This window comes from Streptococcus sp. HMSC076C09, from assembly GCF_001837905.1.
In the GTDB taxonomy this organism is placed as follows: Bacteria; Bacillota; Bacilli; order Lactobacillales; family Streptococcaceae; genus Streptococcus; species Streptococcus parasanguinis_I.
The window spans coordinates 99746-122267 of record NZ_KV834606.1 but is presented as its reverse complement, the minus strand read 5'-3'; the positions used below and the strand labels follow the sequence as shown (position 1 = coordinate 122267).

The window sequence follows — 22522 nt, the reverse complement described above, 5'->3', positions numbered from 1 at the left end:
CAACCTGCGTTCCTTGAAAGCGGGTTTTGTAGATTTTTTTGATATGTTGAACGTCTAGTAGGGTCATGGTCCATTCCTTTCTAGCTCGATAAAAGCTTCAATCGTTTTTTACAAGTCTATTGTACTAAAACTGAAACGCTTTCACCATAACATAACCTTACATTTTCCCCTTTATTTCTTACATTTTTGTAAGAAAGCGAAAAAACAGGCTGGGACAAAAGTCCTAGCCTCTTAATTTTCTTTGGATTGTCGAGCAAGACGCAGTGGTTGAGTGGGCTCTACTACGCTGATTTCATCAGCTTTTACAGCCCTACTCAACTGTGCGGAGGTGGGACGACGAAATCGAATTCTAACGAATTACCGATTTCTGTCCCACTCTCATTTTCATTTATGAATTATTCGGCTGATGAAGAGAGCAATGGTGCAATTGATTGATAAGCACCTTCAAGAGCTTTTTGGGCAATATCGCGAGCATTTTTCAATTGTTGTGCGAATTGACTACGAGCTTGTTCAGGAACAACTGTATCATCAGAACCTGCAGCTGAAAGTGTATCGTTAAATGTTTTTCTTGCAGTTTCCATAGATTGGATCCCAGGAGCTACTTGCTGATTATAGGCATCTTTACCAGACTCGGGCATCTTATCCCCAATCTCTTTGACATATTTTGTGTAGTTGTCAATCATTTTTCCATAAATGGTTTTCATGTCACCAAGTGTTTTGGCATTATCAATTTCTTCATCAGTCAACAAGACAATTTCTGGAATTTCAACAGAAGAGGATGCTGATTTTGAAGTTTTTGATGAACTGCTTGATTTGCTTTTTGAAGTAGATGATTTTTCTACTTTGCTAGAAGAAGCTTTAGCATCTTTGCTTGATGATTCTGAAGCAGTTTTACCAGAACATGCTGCTAAGGTTGCAACGGACAAGAGAGCCACACCGGCTGTAAGAAGTTTTTTCATATTTTTTCTCCTATAAATAAAGAATGAATATATTTTAAATGATTTTCCTTTAATTGTCAAACATTTTCTGCTTCCAAATGCGTTTATATCACTAATTATCACTAGTTTTTAACATATTTTCCATCCCAAAAATATCGTTTATTTTGTATTTTTATTCATAAATTAAATAAACAAAACCAGAAAAACAGTCGTTTCCTGGTTTTTTCTTTTTTTATTGATGAAGCAGTTGCGTAAATTCTTCTTGAAGTTCCTTGTTATCTGTTGGTTTTAGGTACATCTTTCCACCATTGGTCGTTGGCGAATGAAAGACAATGGCTTCTCCCGTATCCGTAATGGCAAAGAAATAACTATGCACATCTGGATACTTGTCCCAATTGCTATAGCGTTCTACAATGCGGTATTTTGCATTTCCTTGGCCAGTATCTGTATAAATAGCATCCATCTTGCTATTGTCCCCTAGAGTATAGAGGTTATCTGGTCCTACATCACCGCCAGCTATGCCTTTTTGGTAGTTGGGTTGCCCCATCTTTTCGCCCCAGGTCTTCATAAATTCTGCTAATTTTTCTGATTTTTCAGCATTCCAAGGTGTTTTCTCCTGGCTTTGGGTATCGCCTCCTGATGGTGTGCTTTCAAAGGTTTGCCAGTCAAAACTCTTGAGGTCCAGTTTATCCTCATCAGATTTTCCAAAGAGAGCATTCAGATCTGACCCAGGTACCTGAACTTCTTCTTCTTGGACTTTTGTCGCGGCTTGAGGTGTCTTTTCTATTTGTGAAAGCACGGCTACACCACGGCCAGTTCCTGACATCCAGCTGACTTCTAAGACTTCTCCTCCCTGATAGAGGGTCGTCGCATTGCGCGCTCCACCGTGTCCAGCGACGAAACCTTCAGCTAGTAGAGTCGGTTTTTGCTCCTTGAGGTAGTAGACTCCTGTCGCAAAGTAGCTTCCATCGGTCTGCTGATTGGCGATGATCATCTCATCTACCCCATCGTTATTTAAGTCCTTAAAGGCATAGCGAACAGCTTCTGGCTGATTGATGACCGTCTCGATCACCCAGCTATTGATCATCCGATCTTCTTTGGCTAATTCATCATTCAATTTGGAAATGGCATCCAAATCCTTTGAAGTAGCAAAAATCTTTTGGTAGTCTGAAAAAACAGACTGGTATAATTGTTTGTTATCTGCTTTTTTCGCTTGTTTCTTTGCTGAAGTCTGGCTCGTTGCAACCTCTTTTTTAGGACTGGACTGCCGCTGGTATCTCTGGTAACATCCTGTTAACAAGACCATACTTGAAGCCACTAATCCCAACTGGATCCAATGTTTTCTTTTCATCTGATCTCCTTTAGTCTCCCTTATTTTCATACTAAACTTTATTATACTAAAAAAAGTGTGAGGACGGAATCCCTTCTTCACACTTAGTTTTCTTTATTTGGTTTAGTTCTACGATCCGTTTGACTTTCAATATGCTCTTTCACCAAGGCAACCACCTCATCATTGGTTGGAAGGTCCGAGTGCTGGGCATCTTCCCCCGTCACTGTGATCTCCGTATAACTAGCAGCTTGGTTTTGGTAGATATATTTCCCAGCAGAAACACTGGCATCTGGGACCAACTCATCGGAATCATAGGTGATGGTCCCTGCTACTGAATACATATGGAGGGTACTAGGAATGGCTTCTTTTCCCTTGATAAAATCGGCCAACATCTCAGATTTATTTTTGATATTGGTCTCCGTGAAATTGTAGGGAGTTCCGATGGTCATGAGGGTCTTGAGATCGATATCATAATCCCCCAGATAATTTTCAATAAAGGCTGTATAAATCAAGCCACCGTTGGAATGACCCAAGCCCTTGAAATTATTAAAATTGTATTTTTCTTGAAGGGCTTCAAAGGCTTGATTGAATAGTTTAGCCTGCTTTTTAATATTGCTATAGCCATCTTTGTTGTTTTCAAAACCAACCACAATCACTGGTTCATTGTCCTTGGCATCAATACTACCGCTATAGGTGATATTCCCATCATTCCATACCTTGAGCTTGAGAAGACTGTGCTTGGTGCCTTGGCGGCCTTGGTTGAGCTTGGTCACCAAGCCATCAAAGCGGTCCTCTGTTGCTGAGCTTCCTGGAATCATGATGATGGGCGACAGTTTGGAATTATAAAATTTCTCGATTTTTGAAACATTGGTTCGAGTCCAGCTATAAGAAGGTATGGCTAAACCGATCAAGAAAAGACAGACCAAAGTGAGGACGATGGCTGTTTTTTTAGAGACTTTCATCGCTTTCTCCTTTCACTTTTAGATCTTTTCGAATACGATTTCCCATGCGGACAAATGGTAGATAAAGGAGCACGTCTATCGCAAAACAAAGTATACTCACAGCTAAGGCTCTCAGACTTCCTCCCGTTCCAATGAAAGCATAGAGAAGGCTCGGAGTCCCATCTGGCACTGGATAGACGGCTGCTGGCATCAGCTTAAAGCACAAAGCCACAGCAGCGATGGCCATATTGACCAAGGGGATCAATAAGAAGGGAATCACATATAGAAGATTGAGCAGGACCGGAATCCCTACCATGAAGGGGGCACCGTTATTAAAGAGGCCTGGAAAAATACTGAGGAGACTGACTTTCTTGTCCTTTCGACTGTGGGAGACCAGTAAGATCGCTACCAAAAGTGCTAGGACAGCGCCAATTCCAGCTACCATGCCAAAACTCCGATACAAATTGGTCAAAGTATAGAGATGAGGAATCCCCGTCGTTGTATGATGGGTCACAGCGTAATTCAGATTTTCTAAAGCAAAACTGTCATCCACAATTGAGTTTAGGGCAAAAGCCTGACTGTTGCCGACCCAAGCTGATAAGCCACTGAAGAACCCCATGACAAAGGTAGACAGGAGATGATGACTGCTTTGAGTCAGAAAACTAAAGAATTGACCGATCATTTGAAAAATACGGTACTGATTGCCAAGAAGGAGGAGAATATTCAGGCTAACCCCTAGAACCAAGGACAAGAAAATGGGACGCACAGTCTTGGGCTGATAGATAAAGTCTTTGTCCACAATCTGGTCGTCACTAGCCTTGGATAGTCGAAAGATCTGTCCGATTAGATAGCCTAAAACAATGGCTAAGAGGATATTGGTCGTCGCAGGTAAGTTAATTCTTGTCAGTTGCCCATCATTGAGTGGTCCCACCAACAATTCCTGAGACCCTACAATCAAGCTAACCAAAAGAGCAGTCACGCCGGCTGTCCCCGTACTTCTACCATAGTGCCCAGCTGTATATTTCCCAGCGAAGTAGGTCGCTAAAGGCCCAGCTAGACCTCCTAAAAAATTGGAAAAATTAATGAGGACTTGACTAATGGCCTGATCCCATGGCAACCAGCTATCCATCGAAAAGAGCTGATGGATATAGCCTCGATCGGAGAAGACCGATAGAGCGATCACCCGAATGATTCCAGAAAATAGGAAAAAAGGAAATAAGGAAACCAGGGTTTTCTGGGAAATTTGAATCAAACTTTTTTCTCGTAACCAGAAAAACTTCTGGACTAAATACTTGGTCATGGGGCCTCCTGTTCGAGTTGATTGACTTCTTCACGTTTACTGCTTTCTTCTTATTATATCATAGTGGTGAGCAGTCCCTTTCATTTGAAAACTTACCATCTGTTGAGAATACTTTTAAAATTTTCATAATTTTTGAAAAACTCTTTGACAGGGGTCTTCATTTCCTCTATACTATTTGTTAGCTAACAAAACGATGGATCAGGTTACCGTTGGTCGTGCTATGCTCCTAGCGATTGGAGCTGACGGAAAATCAAATCGTTTCCATGGATTTTCATCCGATTTTATACCAAAGTCCATATCTTTAGGAAGATTTAGGAGGAATCAGACGTCTATGTCACAAGAAAAAATTTCAGCCAAGGTCCTCTACGCTATTTTTGCAACAGGGATCCTTTCCTTTTGCGGGGTGGCTGGAGAAACTGCCATGAATATCACCTTCCCAATATTGATGAAGGAATTTGAGATCAATACCGCAACCGTCCAGTGGGTCACCACCATCTATCTTCTAGTGGTTGCCTGTGTAGTCCCCTTATCTGCCTACCTCAAACGCTCTTTTAAAATGAAGTCCATCTTTTTAGTTGGAAATCTCCTATCTGTTTTAGGTGTTCTCATTGACTTCCTAGCTCCAAGTTTTGGCTTTGTGGTTTTGGGTCGATTGGTCCAAGGAATGGGGGTTGGTTTTGCCCTTCCTCTGATGTTTAATATCATTTTAGAGCAGGTCCCAAAACGCAAGATTGGTCTCATGATGGGAGTGGGGACCCTGATTACAGCTATCGCTCCCGCCATTGGGCCTACTGTCGGTGGTCTCTTGACAGCTAACTTTGGCTGGCGTTCCATCTTCTTGGTTCAATTCCCGATCCTTCTAGCTTCGCTAGTTGCAGGACTTCGCTCCATTGAACAAATCAGTATAGTCAAGCGAGAAACCCTTGATATCATGAGCCTTCTCGCTATTATTGCTTCATTTTTAGGCTTGATTTTAGGGATTCACGGTCTTTCTGATCATGCTTTCTTTAGTTTTTCTGTCCTTGGCTGGCTGATGATCGGAATCTTGGGACTGGTTCTCTTAGTCTGGCGGTCCAATCAGTTGGAGAATCCCATTATCAACCTTGCCATCTTAAAGAACCATCTCCTCACTGGCCATGTTCTTGCCTTTTTCACTTTCCAATTAGGTTCTCTGGCCATGAGTTTCCTCTTGCCCAATTATATCCAGTTGGTCAACCACTCTAACACCACACTTGCAGCTTTGATGCTGCTTCCAGGAGCCATCATCGGAGCTGGCTTTGCTCCTTTCTCCGGTCTCATTTTAGATAAACTAGGCGCCCGCAGACCAATTCTCCTTGGAGCTGTTTTGATCCTTCTGGCTCATTTCTTCTTCACACTCTTTGGCTTGAAGTTATCAAATGTCTTGATTCTTGTCTTTTACATGATCTTCATGACCGGTATGGGTCTAGCCTTTGGCAATATTATGACCAACGGACAAAAACAACTGTCTCTGGAAGAGCAACCCGATGCGAACGCGATCTTTAACACCCTGCAACAATTTGCAGGCGCTGTCGGAACAACCCTGGCTTCCTTGATCGTTGCCATGAGCCAAGCTAATCAAAAGATGGACTTCACCCAAGCAACTGCTAAAGGAAGTCGCAACGGTTTTATGGTCTTATTTGCCTTAGGTATCTTCCAACTCCTTCTCTTATTTTGGGTTGTGGGAAAAGATAATGAAACCAACTAATTTATCTCGTCAAAAAACAGCAGGAAGCCTGCTGTTTTTTGTTATCCTTTCCGCACTCGCGTTAGAATGCCATCAGGATCCTCAAAAATTATGCACTTCTGCTAAATAAACCTTGATAGGATAGGTGTATGTCAAATTCTCTCTCCATTTTGCTTGTAATGTCAAATTTTACAACTAAAAGGTTCCATTAAATTGTCTAACTTTTATCATTTGAGTTAAAATCCTTGATTTCTTTCTGTATTTTATTTATAATCATTCTAAATAAGGAAAAGGAGACATTGTATGACTGAAATAAAACATGGAGTAGATGAATCATTTAGCGATCGCTTGAATATTTTGAGAGCTGCGGTTCTAGGGGCCAATGATGGAATCATTTCTATCGCTGGAGTGGTGATTGGGGTGGCCAGTGCCACACCAAACATCTGGATCATTTTCCTATCTGGCTTGTCTGCGATTCTGGCAGGTGCCTTTTCGATGGCGGGCGGTGAATATGTCTCTGTTTCCACACAAAAAGACACGGAAGAGGCCGCTGTTAACCGTGAACAAGCCTTGTTGGATCGCGATCCAAAGTTAGCTAGAGACTCTCTCTACCATGCTTATCTTGAAAATGGAGAATGTGAAACTTCAGCAAAAATTCTAACAGAGCGGGCATTTCTGAAACATCCTCTCAAAGCCCTGGTTGAAGAGAAATATGGTATCGAATACGAGGAGTTTACCAATCCTTGGCATGCTGCTGCCTCTAGCTTCCTTGCTTTTTCTGTTGGTTCCCTTCCTCCAATGCTCTCTATTATTCTCTTTCCAACTGCCTATCGCATTCCGGTGACGGTCTTCGTTGTTGGACTATCCTTAATCTTCACTGGCTATACCAGTGCGAAACTGGGAAAAGCACCAACCAAGCAAGCCATGCTTCGCAATCTCATCATTGGCCTTCTCACCATGGGTGTGACATACTTCTTCGGACAACTCTTTAGTATCTAAAAAGCTGAGACTTCTGTCTCAGCTTTTCTTATGCTTCTAATAAGGCTTGGGCTTGTTTTTCCAATCCTGCGACTGCTTCATCTGTCAAGACCAATTCACCTGTTTCCCAAGCTTCTGGGTTAACGGTTGTTCCAGTAAACTCTCCAACCACTTGAGTCCGAACGAATGGTAAGAGTGCTTGGTAAGCCGCAAACATTGGCTCGTGTCCTGCATTAGCGACTGAAGAGACGGTTACGATCTTGTCTTGGAGGGCAGATGGACCACGTGTTTCTGATAGGTCAAGCGCACGGCTGAGCCAGTCGATCAGGTTTTTCACTACACCTGGAATGGCAAAGTTGTAGACTGGTGAGAAGATCCAGATGGCATCCGCAGCAAGGACTGCATCACGCGCTGCTTGCACAGCTGGCAAGGTTGGCGTTTCCAAATCTTGGTTCATCATTGGGATGCCCTTGTAGTCCAAGTAAGTCACCGTTGCTTTTCCTTCAAGAAGGCTTTCTGCTTTCTGGGCCATTTGATGGTTGAAAGATCCTTGACGAAGGGATCCGACGATAAATAAAATGTTTCTCATAGTTGCTTTCTCTTTCTGTTGTAAGAATATTTGTTATATTAACTATTATACATGCCCTAGATGTAATGTCAAGAATTACAACTTGGAATTTACTAAGCTTTATTAAATTCACTAAGCAAGGGCTAAGACAATTAAAAGGCTAGGACTTTTGTCCCAGCCTCCTCTCTTTTATGCATGCTCCAGCCCTTTTCGTGTGTTTTCCTTGATAGTTTCGGCTGAATGGAGTAATTTTTCTTTTTCTTCTTCTGTCAAATGCAAGTCCAATCGTTCAAGAATTCCTTTTCGACCTACAATCGCTGGATAGCCAAGATAGGTTCCATATTCTGGACGATAGTTAGACACCGGCATTTCCTCGTGGCTATCATTGATCACAGCTTCTGCTAAGCGTTGGGCTGCTGCTGCAATCCCAAAGTTGGTATAGAATTTACCAAAAAAGACAGTATGACCACCACGCAAGGATTCGTAGTTAATGGCGTCCAGCTCTTCTTGAGAGAAGAGATCGGTAATAGCATGTCCTTTGACACGGACCTGACTCCAAGCGACAAATTGAGAATTCCCATGCTCACCGAGGTTGTAGCCTGATACACTAGCAGGAGAAACCTGCAAACGATCAGCGACTGCGCGCTTCATCCGAGCTGTATCCAGTAAGGTCCCTGTCCCAATCACCTGCTCTTTTGGAAGGCCGGTATATTGTTGATAGAGTTGAGTGACTGCATCGACCGGATTGGTCACTACCAATAAGACCCCGCTAAAGCCAGAAGCCTTCAAATCACGCGCCACTTGCACCACTTGCTTACTGGTAAAGGGAAGCTCCGCAAAACGGTCATCTGTGTTGTTAGCCTGCAACTCGATATTTCCAAGAGTCGACACCACAACATCCGCATCTTTTAAAGCCGCGTAGTCATTGACCGTGATATGAACCGGATACCCTGTATTGGCAACCGTATCACAGAAATCCAAGGCATCTGCCTTGACCTTTTTCTCATTGGTATCAATCAAGACCAAGTGATCACAGGTGTGTTTCAAAATCATGCTGTGGGCCAAGGTCGCACCCACATGCCCCAAACCAATAATACCAATTTTTCTTGTCATCAGAATCCTCTTTTCTAGTATCGATCACACTGTTGGTGAGGATAGCTCTTTGTTGACTCTATTCTACCACAATTCTAGAAAGGCGGATTGAAAAAATAGGAAAATTTTCAAGTTTTTTCAAAAAAGAAAAGAGGCGATGCCTCCGTTAACGACTCAGGAAAGAAGAGCCTCAATTTCTTCAATGGTTAAGCCCGTCATCTCCGATATAAGATCAGGCGACATTCCTCGTGAGACCATCTCGCATACCAACTGTTTACGTCCTTGTTCCAGCCCTTGTACTAAACCTTCTTCTCGCGCTTCGTCAATCGCCGTCTCCAGGGTCATATCATAATTTTCTTGAATCCGAATCCGCTCGTCTATCATGGTCTTCTCCTCCTTGGTCCAGCTAGATGAATCTAATAATGCATCTGCATGAGCCACAGCCTGACTGGGAGCTTTTGTAAAGGGAAGATTCCCAAAAAACTCCAGCCACTGTCTGCCTGCATCTGTCAGCTTCTCATCTTTATTATACTTGTCTAGCTCTAAAAAGGCAACCTGCAGAAGATTTTGGTGCTTGCCATTTTTATAATAGGCCTTGAGTTGCTTGCCAGACCGGCTATTGGTCAGCCAGTATTTATTGATGGCAGCCTCTTCGTCCAGTAAGAGCGACTTCTCCAAAATCGCAATCCCATAGACGGGCTCCATCTGCTCGTACATCTTATGTGTCTGTCCTTGCTGGCGCAGTTTTTGCACATTCTCCACCAGCTGATTGGCCAAATAATAATGGAACCGATTTAAGAAATACTGCTGCTTGCGAATCTGGATCTCGATGATCACCTCGGTTCCATCATGGAGCTTGGCTCTCACATCCACCGCAGTGGAGAACAAGTCGTCCTCCTCATAGGCCATGCTATGGGGCTGGCTTCCCTCCACAATCTGAGCGTCCGCCACATCCAGCTCCAAAATGTCTCGAATAAAAGCCGTCGTCACCTCCGGCAAACTAAAAATCTTCTTGGCCATAATGTCCAAGGTCGGCGATACATGCGCGTGTCTCTTTTGCATCCCTGCTCCTTTTCGATAAAAAATAGAGGGAAGGTCCCTCTACTTCTATAATTCGAAAAAAATTGGGAATATCGAAAGGAATATTCTTTCACTACTACCATCTCCTCATACCTTACCCCTTAAACTCCTCGACAAATTTCTTGAGTTCGGCGTCGGCTTCAGGTGTCGTTCCATGTAGCTGGCTGAGCATGTCTAGGAGGGAGGCTGTCTGGGTCTCAATAGTGGCGTTGGTTTGGTTGATCTTAGCCACGATATCTGTCAGTGGCTCTACTTCTTCTTCCTCAAAGGTGTCCACATAGCGCGGGATATTGAGGTTGTAGTCATTCTCAACGATTTCCTCGAAGCTAGCCAGATGGGCGAACTTATCCATATCCTCTCTACTCTTATAAGCCTGGAGAATCTTCTCGATATGGGCATCCGTCATGATATTCTGGTTCTTGCCCTTGTCAAATTCCTTAGAAGCATCGATAAAGTAAACGTCCCGATTGGTCCTGTTCTTTTTGAGAATGATGACCGTCGTTGGGATGCTGGTATTGAAGAAGATATTGGCAGGAAGACCGATCACCGTATCAATGGCCCCTTCTTCTAGCAAGGCCTTGCGAATGGTTCCTTCCGCATTGCCACGGAAAAGGACCCCGTGAGGAAGGACGATGGCCATCACACCATTATCTTGTTTCAAGTGATAGTAACCATGCAAGAGAAAGGCGAAGTCTGCCTTGGACTGAGGCGCGAGCTTACCAAATGGGGAGAAGCGAGGATCTTGGAGGAAACCAGAGCTTGCGGACCACTTAGCAGAGTATGGAGGGTTCATGAGAACCCCATCAAAGTTGGTCGGCTCTTGGGTCGGCCAGTCTTCGTCCAGCGTATCGGCATTGTGCAAGAACTGGTTTTCCACCGGGACCCCATGTAGGATCATGTTCATCCGAGCTAGGTTATAGGTAGAGGTATTGAGCTCCTGACCAAAGTACTGGACGGTTTGAGGCTGGTGAGAAAACTTCTTGGCATTGAGCAAGAGCGATCCTGATCCCATGGTGGCATCGTAGATAGTAAAGCCTTGCTCGTCTTCACGCCCTAAAAAGGCAATCTGTGTCATGAGCTTGGCTACAGGCTGGGGCGTATAGAACTCTCCTGCCTTCTTACCAGAGTCAGTCGCAAACTGACTGATCAAGTACTCATAAGCATCCCCAAGCATATCACCCGCATGACCTGCCACATCTAGTACAGCCAGCTCTTTCATAACCGCAGCCACTAGCTGGTTTTGCTTTTGAGGTGTCGCCCCTAGTTTCTTGGAATAGAGATCAATGTCCTCAAAGAGATTCTCATAGAGGTCATCACTTTGCTCGATGTCTCGGAAGCCCTGAGCTAGATCTTCCAGCTGGAAGGTCCCTTCATTGACCCGGTCCACTAAGGCCGTAAAAGTCAAGTCTGGCTTGATGACATAGTTGAGCTCATCGGTGATGACGGAGATCAAGTCCTCTTGAGAGTCTGAATCCTCATAGTAGGACCGGTAAAGCGCCAAGGCTTCATCCAGACTCTCTGTCTCCTCCTCCATGGTCTCCGCCACGAAGAAGAGCAACTTATCTGAGAGGTATTTGTAAAAGATCATCCCCAAAAGGTAAGACTTATAGTCATTGGCATCCATCTTAGAGCGGAGCACATCCGCTGAGTTCCACAGAGCTTGGTAGAGCGACTGGGAGGTTTGAGTTGTTTCCATAGTAATTCTTTCTGATTTCTTTTAAACCTTTTCTTGTTCCAGTGGGACGACGGCGAGGGTCTTGCCCAGACTGGCTAAGACTTTCAAGACCGTGTCCAATTGAGGACTGGTCTTGCCTGTCTCCATCCGAGCGATGACCGGTTGACTGACTCCACTGAGTTCCTCTAGTTTCTTTTGGCTAATGCCCTTTTCATGCCGAGCTTCGATCAGCTCTGTCATAATCGCGACCCGCAGATCACTTTCCAGGATTTCTTCCTTGGTGAAGAGCTCTGCTCTCACATCTTTCCAATTGCTGCCGATGGCACTATTCTTCATCTCTTAGCCCTCTTTCCTTCAAATCTTGCAACTCCCGCTTGGCTTTCTCTATCTCTCGTCTAGGTGTCTTTTGCGTCTTTTTGACAAAAGGATGTAGTAAGACAAAGCTCCCATCCAGCCAAGCCACGAATAAAATCCGATCCCGCAAGGGTCTCAACTCCCAGATCTCCGCATCCAGATGCTTGATGTAGGGTTGGCCAGCACGTGTTCCCTGCTGGCTCAACAGTTCGATATAGTCATTGAGCTTGTTGAGTTTGATCCGGCTGTCCTTATTATCACGACGAGCCAGCTCCCTCATGTAGTCCAAGACCGGTTGATTCCCTTGTTTGTCCTTATAAAAATAAATAGCGTGCACAAAGCAACCTCTTTTCGAATTTATTATAACTCTAAAGTTATTAAAAGTAAATACTTTTAAGTTATTAAATACTAAGGAGCACCCTTTGAAAGGATCAAAGGGGTTCACTTATACTATTCGAAAAAGGATGTGCTTATGGATGCTGATAAAGGGGATTTTTGAAGGTTAGATAAACATATCTTTTAAAAGTTTTATTCTATTAAATTTTCTTTCTTTATTTCTTTAATAAATGTGTATCCATTTGATTTCATTTTACAAATTCTATCATTAATTTTTGAGATTACAGTATCATTGTAATCTACATATTCATGAGATGATAGATACCTTCTAGTCCAAATAATATATTTCTTATTTTCGGGAATTACATCATAACTACCAAATCCCATTCCATTGGAAACGATTGATTGTAGTATCCAAAATGATAAAAATTCTCTATCACTAAAACAATCTAGAGCTTCCCATATATAATGATCCCACTCTTCAAATTTACCAGATTTATCAACTGAACACAGATAAGTTATTAGGAAAAAATCTTTGCGTTTTAATTTTCTATAGTACTCAGTATTTAGTTCTAAATCTGTATAATATAGTCCTAAATCATGAAAACTAAGTATTCCATGCTTTTCAATGAAATATATTATTTCTGATTGGTCTAAACCTTTTTCCTTAAGTATTTCTTCCCACTTTTCAACAATTTTAGCTCTTGTTTCATCTGTTAGAGGAGATCTTTTATATATTGGTAAATAATCATTTAGAACACCTTGAACAATGTAATCCATTGCAGGACTATCATAATATTTTAGAGATTCAGATATAACTATGTTTAGTAATTCTTTTTTCTTTTTATAAGAGAAAGTTCTGAATTGATATGCAAGGTATTGATAAAAATCTGTTGAATTATCAGAAATTCTTAACTCTCTTCTTAACTCTTTCGAATCATCTTTGAATAAAGTATCTAACTCCTCTTTAGTTCTATTTAACGGTTCTTCATAAAGTAAATATCCCTTTCTATTTTTGGCAAAACATAAAGGATACTGTTTATTGTCCTTTTGTTGAATGTCAACAAAAGTTTCTTTAATCGTAAAACCAAAACTAATCAATTCTGTAATATCAACTTTTTCATCTTTTGAAATTTCAATCTTTTTGTTTTCTAAAAGCTTATTATAAAATTCTGGATAGAAAAGATAAGCATAAATTATCCAAAGCTGTTGTTCAATTTGGACATGGCCCAATTTTCCCCTGGAGAAAAATTCTTGATTCACATAATCATTAAAGCGAAATCTATCTCGTAAATTTCTATTGTCCGAACTAATTCTTTTCTTAAAATCATTTGATAAAACTAGATTAAATTTATTTTCTAAAGTAATAAAGTACTCTTTCCAAATATTAGAAGAATGCAACACAATTGGCAATTCAATTTGTCGATCAATAATCTTTGATAAATAATTATCATCTTTTAAATATACTCTTTGAATATCACCAACAAAAACAATGGGTAATTTGCCATTTATTAAACTAAAAAGTTTGTAACTTTCTTCTTGTTGCTTCTCCGACATTCTATCAAAATCATCTATAATCAAGACTTTCGAAGATTTCGACATTTTATTTAGTAAGAAACAGTATAGTTCATCTGATTTCTTCTTAAATACTTGCCATATTGCAACTATTAATGCAACTACTCCTCCTAGTTTCAAAAACAGAGGTTTTAAGTCACCAAAATAATCACTTAATCCTATATCAACAATATTAGTCATCAAAAGTGAAACAGCGACTAATAAAACGACAAATATTCTTATACACCAATAAATAAAAGGGTGCAGTTTTGAAAATGCTATCTCAATAGTTGTTCGGGTATCAGTTAATCTCCAAAAATCAACCGTAATAAATTTTTGTTGTGAATTTTTCTTGACCTCATTTAAAAATTCTGTCTTACCTGATCCCCAACTACCGTTCAAAAAGTATGTTCTACTCTCACTAAGTAAATTAGAAAAATTTTTCGCTGCATTTGAGGTATCTATATGTTCTAATACTATGAATTTTTCGTCCATATTTTACTCCCTTGTTAAATGAACATATCTTGTAAGAGTTTCTTTTTGAGAGTTTCTAGCTGAGAAATTTTTTCTTGGTGAGCAGCGATGAGGTTATCGAGGTTAGAGAAATAGGAACCGATGGCTTGTTGTTCGTATACACTCGGAGGTAAAAAGATATTCGTTTCTAATATATTCTTATTGTATAGCCGCTTTATTGTTGTTCCCTCAATTCCAGACCATTTTATTATTCCATAATATTGCTTCAAATATGAGTTATCTAATTGCTGATCATGCTTTAACCATACAATATTTGAATCTTGATAATAAGCATCTTCACCATTGTATACAACCGTTCTGCCAATACTACCAGATGCAGATATGAGGATATCACCTATTTCAGGATAAGGATATTTTTCTTTATACTCTTTGAATTTTTCTTTTGTGATAAAAGAATCGGCAGTTCCTCCAAATGTTCCAATCTTGTAGAAAGGAATATCACCATAGTCGCTAGTTTCATCTTTAAAAATACGTTTATTCATAGCAACAGAGCCTAAACTACCTAATTTCTTTTCTTCCCACTCACCTTCAAATCCATCCAAACGAATCTCAGGAACGGTCTGTCCAGCTTTGGGAAACATCTTGGAGAGCATGGTCACCTTGAGAGATTGGTAGTTGGCAAGATTGTCCTTGTAGCTGGCCAGAAGGTCATCGAGGGTGCGGAAAAGAGAGCCAATAGCGGATTGTTCGTCTAGAGATGGAATAATAACATCCCATTCTTTCACCTCAGACATCGGTACCAAATTTACCATTGCTGATGCTGGGTTAGCTTTTGTTATCTTGTTTTGCATTTCTGGTGATCTCATCCATTGTAAAAAGAATTCCTTATCAGTGTTTTTATTAACTCTTAATCTGATTAGAGCTTGATTAAACACACCTTTCTCAATTCCCTCAGGTACTAGTGAAATTTTTCCAATAGTACCAGCACCACTCATAATAAAGTCACCAGGTAACAATATAAATTTCTTTAGTTCATGATACTTTTCTTCTGAGATTCTATATCTAGTGTTAAAGTGATCATAAATCGCATTTTGCTGTTCATAGACTACATACTCGCTATTTTGAACAAATAATTCTTTTTTTAAAGCACTACCAAATGGACCACGTCTAATTCCCTCTTCTGAATTAAGCAAATTTTTAAATTTTACTTGTTGCCAATCAATTTTGGAATTGTTGAATCTAATTTTAGGAATTTTTTTATTTCCCATCTTAATAAACAGACCTCTTTTCTATACTATAACTTCATTCTTAATAAAATAACATCTTTATTAATATCTTTCCTCTCTAAACGTGAGATTATTTTGTTCTCAGTCTCTGGACTCCAATACAATTTGAGATATTTTTTTGTCCGAGTCATAGCGGTATATAGTATGTTATGATTAATTTGTTCATCGACTTCATTTGTGATAACAATTTTTACAGATTCATATTCCAAACCTTGAGCCTTATGAATTGAAATTGCATATGATACTTGAAATGGTACAGTTACTGAGTTATCTTCTAAATCCTCATCTGTACTACTATACTTATTTACATAAAATCTGACAATAGAGTTTTTGGAGCTACTGTTACCTATAAGCTCTAATTCACTATCAGAAACGTCCAAGCCATTTAGAACAACATCTAGTAATTCTATAGTAAAAGAAATTCTATCATCAATTACTTGAATATCTTGGATAACACCTTTTAAATTATTATATAGTACCCCATTAAATCTACCTGTCTCATTAAAAACTATAGGATCATTAATTTTATAAAGCTGTGAATTCCATTCAAAACCTGGGTTTGGATTAGCCGCTTGTAAAAGTCTATTGATGTTATTAATTCCATAAATACCATCATAATTCAAACTTAAAATAATTTCGTCATCATGCACTTTTTCAAATATACTTTCATCCAATGGGAAACTTAGGTTATTTCTTGATAAATGCTCCATAATGTCAGGTTCAATTTTTCTTACTTTATTCCAAACTTCAATCAAACCACCATCTTGGGTCCTAAATGGTATATTTAATTCTACTATTGCTTCAACTTTTATGAATTCCTTAGCAAGTTCGAACCAATTTCCAAACTGGATTGCTTCAATTTGAAAAACATCCCCCACTAAAACAAGAAATTTACAAGAAATGTTCCTCAATAATTTAGCCATGTCAGCATTACTTACCGTACTACACTCATCAACAAATAATATATCACACTTTATGTCTGCTTTATGTATGATACTTTGAATTGTCGAAAAAGTGCAATTCGATGAATTAATTCTTCTCTTCAAATTTTCAACCGCTGTATGAGTTACAGCTAAAAATAATTTATCAGCTGAATTAAAAAATTGTGCAATATGATTTATAAAGTATGTTTTACCTGTTCCAGCAGAACCATAAACTAAAGCTACCGCTGAATTAGAAAAAAGCGAAGTTAGTTTTTCTTTTTTGTAAGAATCATCTATACTATCTCCGTTCTCTTCTAGCCACTTTTCGACTGATTGAGAATGATTGATATTATTATGACCTGAAAATTCTTTTAACGTATTTAATATTTCAAGCGCATCTATTTCATATTGTGAAATAAAAATTTGTCCCCTTTCTACTTTCAGCTTCCTACCTGAATGATTGCTAATTATTTTTCTATTATACTGATTTACTAATTCGTCAACTCTTTCAGAATAATCTTCTGGTAACTCTTCTATCAAAGTGTACAGTTTCCCACGAACTTCAGTATTGTTTTTTACTAGCCTAGCCAGAAATTCATAGTCTTTACCTTTATCATCAATACATTCTAACAAATCATATATTTTGGGATTATGGTTTACTAAAGATGTACAAAATGGCATTTCATCAAAAGGAATACACCCCCATTTTAACCGTAAACCTGATAATTTTATATTTCCTCCCTCATACTGATTATGAGGATGAATATCATAATAATATTGATTTTTTAAAACTCTATTATTCATATGGAATAACAAGTATTTCAGAATGTTAAAACCAGGCTTCTTTTCCTGAACTATTGTCCTAACTTCATCTAATATGTTAAAAATATAGGATACCTTCGATTTTTTATTGATATAAGCTCTTGTCTTTAAATATAATTCCTGATTTAACTCTATAATATCAACTAAATTCATTTGATATCTTTTCAAAAATGACATAAGAATCTGATATTCCACATGAGAAGATTTAATCTCATCATTCCCCATTTTTAGAATAGAACTCAGAGATTTAAATTCACATGGTCGAATAGAGACTTCCCAATCATCGATTACTAATATTGTGAGAGGTGAACCATATATATTAATTTTTTCTGTTCGAATATATAGCTTTGTTGCATAATTGGACAGTATCTCTTTATTGGTATATGCTGTGATTCTTTCAAATTTATTATGGTCCCCATCTGTACTAGTATATGTTACTTCATAATAAATCTTTTGATTAATGAAAAATGGTTTGATTTTCTGTATGTAGTATCTTTCGTTAAAAGAAATAGGGTAAATAGGATTATCAATAACATTAGCTATTCTAGAATAATATTCCTCAGACATTGTATCCATATTAAGTGGAAAGTCATTAAGATTTTCTAATACATAAAATCCATAATTATTATTCAAAAAAATTTTAATTTTAAGCAGATATTCATAATATTTAAGCATTAATCTCTCTGAATTATTCTCGCCAAGAGTATAATGAGATGCTGAAGGCTGAAGGAATTGATGAAATTTCCTTAAAAAAATATAATTTGCATTCTCATAAATATATTTTTTCCCTAAATCCAAGTTATCAAAATTCCATTCTAAGTCTACATCGTTATCATGATTATATATTTTAAGGGCGATATGTTCTACAAAATTCCTCAGCTCATTCATAATATTTTGTGAAGAAAAGCCCCGTTCTCCAGTCGCCTTTATAAGTTTAATATTTTTGCAAATATTTTTATCAATAACTAAAATATGTTTATCAATTTTCATAGTACATACTCCCAGCATAGTAATACACTCTCATACTCTTGATCAATTGAAATTTCTCTATTCTTAATCATTTGTATAGTATTATCTTTAATTTTACTTATCTTCTGTAAAAATGAATTATTCATTATGAGATTAATTTGTAAGTTTGATGAAAGAGTTCCCTCAAGTCAATGATAATTTTTCCTACCTCCCCACTCTCAGTGGTTCAATCACCTCTTCGATCAGTTGGGTATAGGCTTCTTTGATTTGTTTTTTGTAGCTGAGTGGGTTGAGGGCATCTGCTACTTCTGCCTTATAGTCTTTGTAGCGTTGGCTCTTGGTGAGCTGGCTTTCGCCGGCTTGTTTTTTGGCGCCTTTGCGGTAGTGTTGGATATAGTAGCGGAGTTCGTCGGCTCCGATATACCACTTTTTGGCGAAGCTTACGATATGGCTATCGATGATGGATTCGATCATCTGGTCCAAAACTCCGGTGATGGATTGTCCTCGGTAGCGTTCGGGTTCTTCTTGGACTTGGGTCCAGAGGTTTTGGATGATCTCCGCTAGGCTTGGATTGGTCCGGTTCAGGCTCTCGATATAGCTGTCCACGGTTGCGATATCCTTGTCACTCAGGGTCTGCTCGTCATTTTCCTCCTGCTGGATCATACTCTGGATCAGCGTGAGGATATAGGCATAGTTGATCTCATCGACTTGGACAGACTCCAGCTCATAGTGGATATCCAGCTCGTCTTCGCTGTCCACTTCTGGATCCCTGCTCTTGATCTCTGCCAGGATATTTTGATAGAGGCCCAGATAGGCTTCGAGCTGACTGTCGCTGAGGCCTGTTTCCCGATAGATCTCTTCCTTATCATACTCCGAGTAGACGCGGATCGAGGCTTGGTACTTGTCAAAGACCTGATAGGCTTTAGCGACCTTACGGAGCTGGGCTGTTGGGGCCTGCTCGAGGGCGACTCCTTCTTCTTCCAAGTCTGTGACTTGGCCTTTAAACTCTGCCCAGGCTTTTAAGAAGTTGCGCTTCTCTTCTTCCCAGCTTGGTGCTAGGACCTCATTTTCTCCTCCATTGGAGTAGAGCTTGAGGGCATTGTCGACGGCTTCCTTAAAGGCTTGAGGGCGCTGGAAAGTGATGATATGGCCGAAGTGCTTCTTGTCATCAAAGATCCGATTGGTCCGGCTGAAGGCCTGGATCAAGTCCTGTGGGCGCATAGGCTTGCGATCGATAAAGAGTGTAGAAAGACAAGGTGCATCAAAGCCCGTCAAGAGACGGTCGACCACGATGACCAGATCCAACTGCTCATTGCGGTAGAGGTACTTGTCCTGCTTTCTGGCTAGGCGATTGTTGACATCGCTATTAAAGCCCCGCAGATCCGCCAGGCTAAAATGCGTACCAAACTCTTGGTTGTAGTCCTCCATGACCTGCTTCATGTGGTCTTGGTAGCCGATGGATTCTTCCTCATTTTCAGATACTGAGTAGGTGATGGTAAATTTTGGAAAATCTGGTAGGTATTGTTTGACCCGCTCGGAAACTTTGACCCGCTCCTTGCCAGCGAGGATGCTCTTGAGCAAATTATAATAAGCCTGTGCTCGTGGGATGGACTTGACCGTCAAGATAGCCTCATAGCTCTTTCCGACCCCTTTAGGGATATTGAGCTGTTGCTGGCTCTTATTGAGGATGGCATCGAGGACTTCTAGCATGTGCTCCTTGTCCTCATAGGCCTGGTCTGGGATCTCTTCTTCTAGGAGATCTGAAATGATGGTATTGCGATAGTCGACCTTAAAGCCCAGAACCGCTCCATCATGGATGGCTTCCTTGACCGTGTATTCATGCAGGCGATCGCCATATTGTTGGTGGGTGGTCTGAGCCAGGTCTCCCACTTGTTTGCGTTTGTTTTCCTTAAAGATCGGAGTCCCTGTAAAACCGTACCAGAGAGAGTTTTTGAAGTAGGCCTTGATCTCTTTTTGCGTCTGTGGGGTGACCGCCCGATGGCACTCATCCACGACAAAGGCCACGCGCAGGTCCTTGATCTTCCCGGCATCCCGCTGGTACTTTCCTTCTTCGAACTTACGCATCATGGTCGTGATTTTCTGAATGGTCGTGACTACCACGCGCTTGTCTTTGCCTCCTAGGCGCTTGACCAGCTCATGGGTATTGTCCGTCTCGTCGATGTCGATGACATCATTGGCCGCATAAGAGAGGAAGGACGAAGTCGTCTGCTGGTCCAGGTCTCTGCGGTCGACGACAAAAATGGTCTTTTGAATGGCTGGGATCTGCAAGAGATTGCGCGCTACCTTGTAAGAGGTCAGGGTCTTACCTGAACCGGTCGTATGCCAGATATAGCCCGACTCTTGACGGCGAGAGGCTTCCTGCACGGCCTCGATGGCATGGATCTGGTAGGGACGCAGGAGGATGATGGCTTTCTTGCTATCGTCGATGACCGAGTACTGCATGACCATCTGGTGGGCCCGGGGGATGGAGAGGACCTCATGAGCAAAACTATTGAGATCGATCATGGGTTGGTTGTCCTTGTCCACCCACTTGGTCAGGAATTGCTTATTTAGCTTGCTTTCACGGGCTGCAGCGATATAGCGTGTGTCAATTTTATTGGTCACGACAAACATCTGCAAGCTGGAATATATGCCCCGAAACTTGCCTTCACGGTCGTACTTTTTAATCTGATGAAAGGCATCTAGAAAGGCCACTCGTGGACTCTTAAGTTCGATATGGATGAGAGGTAGGCCATTGATCAGAAGGGTCGTATCGAGCCGTCGATCCTGGTCTAGCGGATAAGCCTTGGCGCTTTCGACTTGGTTGACCACTTCATAGCTCGACTTACCGGCTGCGATATTCTCCCGCCAGATGACCGCTAGACGGATGGTCCCTAGACTAGCATCTTCTCGCTGGACTTCAACCTTGGCGATCCCATTTTCACCAGCAAGCCACTTGGCCGCTTCATAATAGCTGACAAAGTTGAGCTGGTTCTTGATCTGGCGCTTTTCTTGGTCGGTCAAGGGATGGTCCGCCAGCAAGGCGACATTGTTTTGCGCGAGCTTGTCAAAGAAATTGTCCCATAACTGGTCTTCGTTCTTGAGATCATCGCGATAAGTCCACTGACTCTCTCCTGATGCCAACTGCTGGATCAACTGTCTTTCAATCTCAAGTTCTGGAGTTGCTACTGCCTTCATCCGTCTATCCTTTTCCTTGTGCATAATCTCCTATTATTATAGCATGTTTGGGAAAGAAATTAACGCTTTCAAAGCATTTTGTTGGTTTTTCGCGCAAAAAAACGAACCTGATCTGGTTCGTTCTTTCTTAGTCTAGTTGGATCCCTTTTTCTGCTAGATTGTCTAGACATTCTTTGAGATAAGTATCCTGGTGCTCGGGATAGATAGGGGTGCTCAAGGCTTCCTCTTCCAGCTCTGGATAGGCTGGGCAGGTCTTGCCTCGGTAGGTCGGCTCCCACCACTCTGGGCTGACCTTGTAGCCACGTGCAGTCATCTCCTCCATGATCAGGCGGTGATAGGCATAGAGGCGATAGGGCGAGTAGTCAAAGACATAGTTGACCGTCGCGTGCTTCTTGCCCCAGCCATTGCCTCGAAGGGCACAGCATTCCCGGTGTTGACCCAGGAGCTGGGGACGAGGGAGTTTGGGAATCAAGTCTTGGTGCCAGAGTCTCATCTATTGACCTCCTAGTAGCGTTGAATCTTGTAAGTAGCGATTCGGGTAGCGCTCAAGGAGAGTCTGGATTCCCTTGATCAGATCTTCTTGCTGGGCTTGGCCATGCTGGTATTTCTCAAGTAGCAGCATAAAGTCCGCCTTTTCTTCAGGAGTCGCCTGCTTTTTGAAATAGCCCCAGATATGCTGGAAGGCATTAGAGACCTGGCCACGATTTTCCGGCAAGGCCAGCGCTTGCTGGATCAGGTCCTCGACGTGGCTGACCTCCACCTGGTCTTGCTTGAGGTATTCCCGGATTTCCTTGTAGATATTACTGGAATGACTCAGCACCAGGTACTTATTTTTCGCCCATAGGACTTGGCAGTGATGTTTTTGATCCACTCGTGTCTCCTTTTGATCTTCTCTATGAATAGTCCTCCCATTATACCATGGAAATGATTCATTCTATCAAAAAGAGGCTGGGACAAAAGTCCTGGCCTCTCAATTTTCTTTGGATTGTCGAGCAAGAC

General features: G+C 41.0%; 19 protein-coding genes. 3 read left to right on the top strand and 16 right to left on the bottom strand.

Translation table 11 applies throughout. The features are described 5' to 3' along the window. Positions 1-395 precede the first annotated feature (395 nt). The 4 genes from HMPREF2704_RS00620 to HMPREF2704_RS00605 all read right to left on the bottom strand — a co-directional run bounded on the left by HMPREF2704_RS00620 (position 396) and on the right by HMPREF2704_RS00605 (position 4509). Positions 396-959, bottom strand: coding sequence for a hypothetical protein (locus tag HMPREF2704_RS00620; RefSeq protein WP_049522699.1), 564 nt, complete (start codon positions 957-959; stop codon positions 396-398). Positions 960-1170: 211 nt separating this feature from the next. After that, positions 1171-2289: a DUF4767 domain-containing protein gene (locus HMPREF2704_RS00615; protein ID WP_070465503.1), complete on the bottom strand. Its 1119-nt coding sequence runs from the start codon at positions 2287-2289 to the stop codon at positions 1171-1173. A gap of 83 nt (positions 2290-2372) precedes the next feature. Next, positions 2373-3230 carry an alpha/beta hydrolase gene (locus HMPREF2704_RS00610; RefSeq protein WP_070845367.1) on the bottom strand — a complete coding sequence of 286 codons (858 nt, stop codon included), beginning with the start codon at positions 3228-3230 and terminating at the stop codon, positions 2373-2375. Continuing rightward, entirely contained in the window at positions 3217-4509 is a 1293-nt protein-coding gene (locus tag HMPREF2704_RS00605; RefSeq protein WP_070845364.1) for a PTS transporter subunit EIIC, read from the bottom strand. Before HMPREF2704_RS00605 ends, HMPREF2704_RS00610 begins: the two co-directional genes overlap by 14 nt. A 331-nt stretch (positions 4510-4840) precedes the next feature. On the opposite strand from HMPREF2704_RS00605, the gene HMPREF2704_RS00600 reads away from it, so the two are divergent. The 3 genes from HMPREF2704_RS00600 to HMPREF2704_RS00595 all read left to right on the top strand — a co-directional run bounded on the left by HMPREF2704_RS00600 (position 4841) and on the right by HMPREF2704_RS00595 (position 7213). After that, on the top strand, positions 4841-6235 hold the full coding sequence (locus HMPREF2704_RS00600; protein ID WP_049498471.1) for an MFS transporter: 1395 nt from the start codon (positions 4841-4843) through the stop codon (positions 6233-6235). Next, a complete protein-coding gene (locus HMPREF2704_RS11445; RefSeq protein ID WP_256317999.1) occupies positions 6222-6344 on the top strand; it encodes a hypothetical protein in 123 nt (40 codons plus the stop codon). The genes HMPREF2704_RS00600 and HMPREF2704_RS11445 overlap by 14 nt, the downstream gene beginning before the upstream one ends. Positions 6345-6517: 173 nt before the next feature. Beyond that, on the top strand, positions 6518-7213 hold the full coding sequence (locus tag HMPREF2704_RS00595) for a VIT1/CCC1 transporter family protein (RefSeq protein WP_070845362.1): 696 nt from the start codon (positions 6518-6520) through the stop codon (positions 7211-7213). 28 nt (positions 7214-7241) lie between these two features. On the opposite strand, the gene HMPREF2704_RS00590 is transcribed toward HMPREF2704_RS00595, so the two are convergent. From HMPREF2704_RS00590 to HMPREF2704_RS00535, 12 genes are all read right to left on the bottom strand, one after another. After that, complete coding sequence (locus tag HMPREF2704_RS00590; protein WP_070845360.1) at positions 7242-7781, bottom strand: NADPH-dependent FMN reductase; 540 nt, start codon at positions 7779-7781, stop codon at positions 7242-7244. 168 nt (positions 7782-7949) lie between these two features. Continuing rightward, complete coding sequence (locus tag HMPREF2704_RS00585) at positions 7950-8873, bottom strand: L-lactate dehydrogenase (RefSeq protein ID WP_013903259.1); 924 nt, start codon at positions 8871-8873, stop codon at positions 7950-7952. 153 nt (positions 8874-9026) lie between these two features. After that, positions 9027-9914, bottom strand: coding sequence for an Rpn family recombination-promoting nuclease/putative transposase (locus tag HMPREF2704_RS00580; RefSeq protein ID WP_070845358.1), 888 nt, complete (start codon positions 9912-9914; stop codon positions 9027-9029). Between the two features lie 112 nt (positions 9915-10026). Continuing rightward, positions 10027-11628, bottom strand: a complete 1602-nt coding sequence (locus HMPREF2704_RS00575) for a type I restriction-modification system subunit M (protein ID WP_070845356.1) — start codon at positions 11626-11628, stop codon at positions 10027-10029. Positions 11629-11649: 21 nt separating this feature from the next. Then, the gene (locus HMPREF2704_RS00570) at positions 11650-11943 is read right to left on the bottom strand and encodes a helix-turn-helix domain-containing protein (RefSeq protein ID WP_021144391.1); all 294 of its coding nucleotides are present in this window, start codon (positions 11941-11943) and stop codon (positions 11650-11652) included. Continuing rightward, entirely contained in the window at positions 11933-12298 is a 366-nt protein-coding gene (locus HMPREF2704_RS00565) for a type II toxin-antitoxin system RelE/ParE family toxin (protein ID WP_061604877.1), read from the bottom strand. Before HMPREF2704_RS00565 ends, HMPREF2704_RS00570 begins: the two co-directional genes overlap by 11 nt. A gap of 191 nt (positions 12299-12489) precedes the next feature. Next, on the bottom strand, positions 12490-14346 hold the full coding sequence (locus HMPREF2704_RS00560) for a P-loop NTPase fold protein (protein WP_070845354.1): 1857 nt from the start codon (positions 14344-14346) through the stop codon (positions 12490-12492). Positions 14347-14360: 14 nt separating this feature from the next. Further along, positions 14361-15599, bottom strand: a complete 1239-nt coding sequence (locus HMPREF2704_RS00555; RefSeq protein WP_083324071.1) for a restriction endonuclease subunit S — start codon at positions 15597-15599, stop codon at positions 14361-14363. 20 nt (positions 15600-15619) lie between these two features. Beyond that, on the bottom strand, positions 15620-18346 hold the full coding sequence (locus HMPREF2704_RS00550; protein WP_070845350.1) for an ATP-dependent DNA helicase: 2727 nt from the start codon (positions 18344-18346) through the stop codon (positions 15620-15622). A gap of 183 nt (positions 18347-18529) precedes the next feature. After that, on the bottom strand, positions 18530-21523 hold the full coding sequence (locus tag HMPREF2704_RS00545) for a type I restriction endonuclease subunit R (protein ID WP_070845476.1): 2994 nt from the start codon (positions 21521-21523) through the stop codon (positions 18530-18532). Positions 21524-21650: 127 nt separating this feature from the next. Beyond that, positions 21651-22016, bottom strand: coding sequence for a TIGR02328 family protein (locus HMPREF2704_RS00540; RefSeq protein ID WP_070845348.1), 366 nt, complete (start codon positions 22014-22016; stop codon positions 21651-21653). Further along, a complete protein-coding gene (locus HMPREF2704_RS00535; RefSeq protein WP_070845346.1) occupies positions 22017-22394 on the bottom strand; it encodes a YbgA family protein in 378 nt (125 codons plus the stop codon). Positions 22395-22522: the final 128 nt, after the last annotated feature.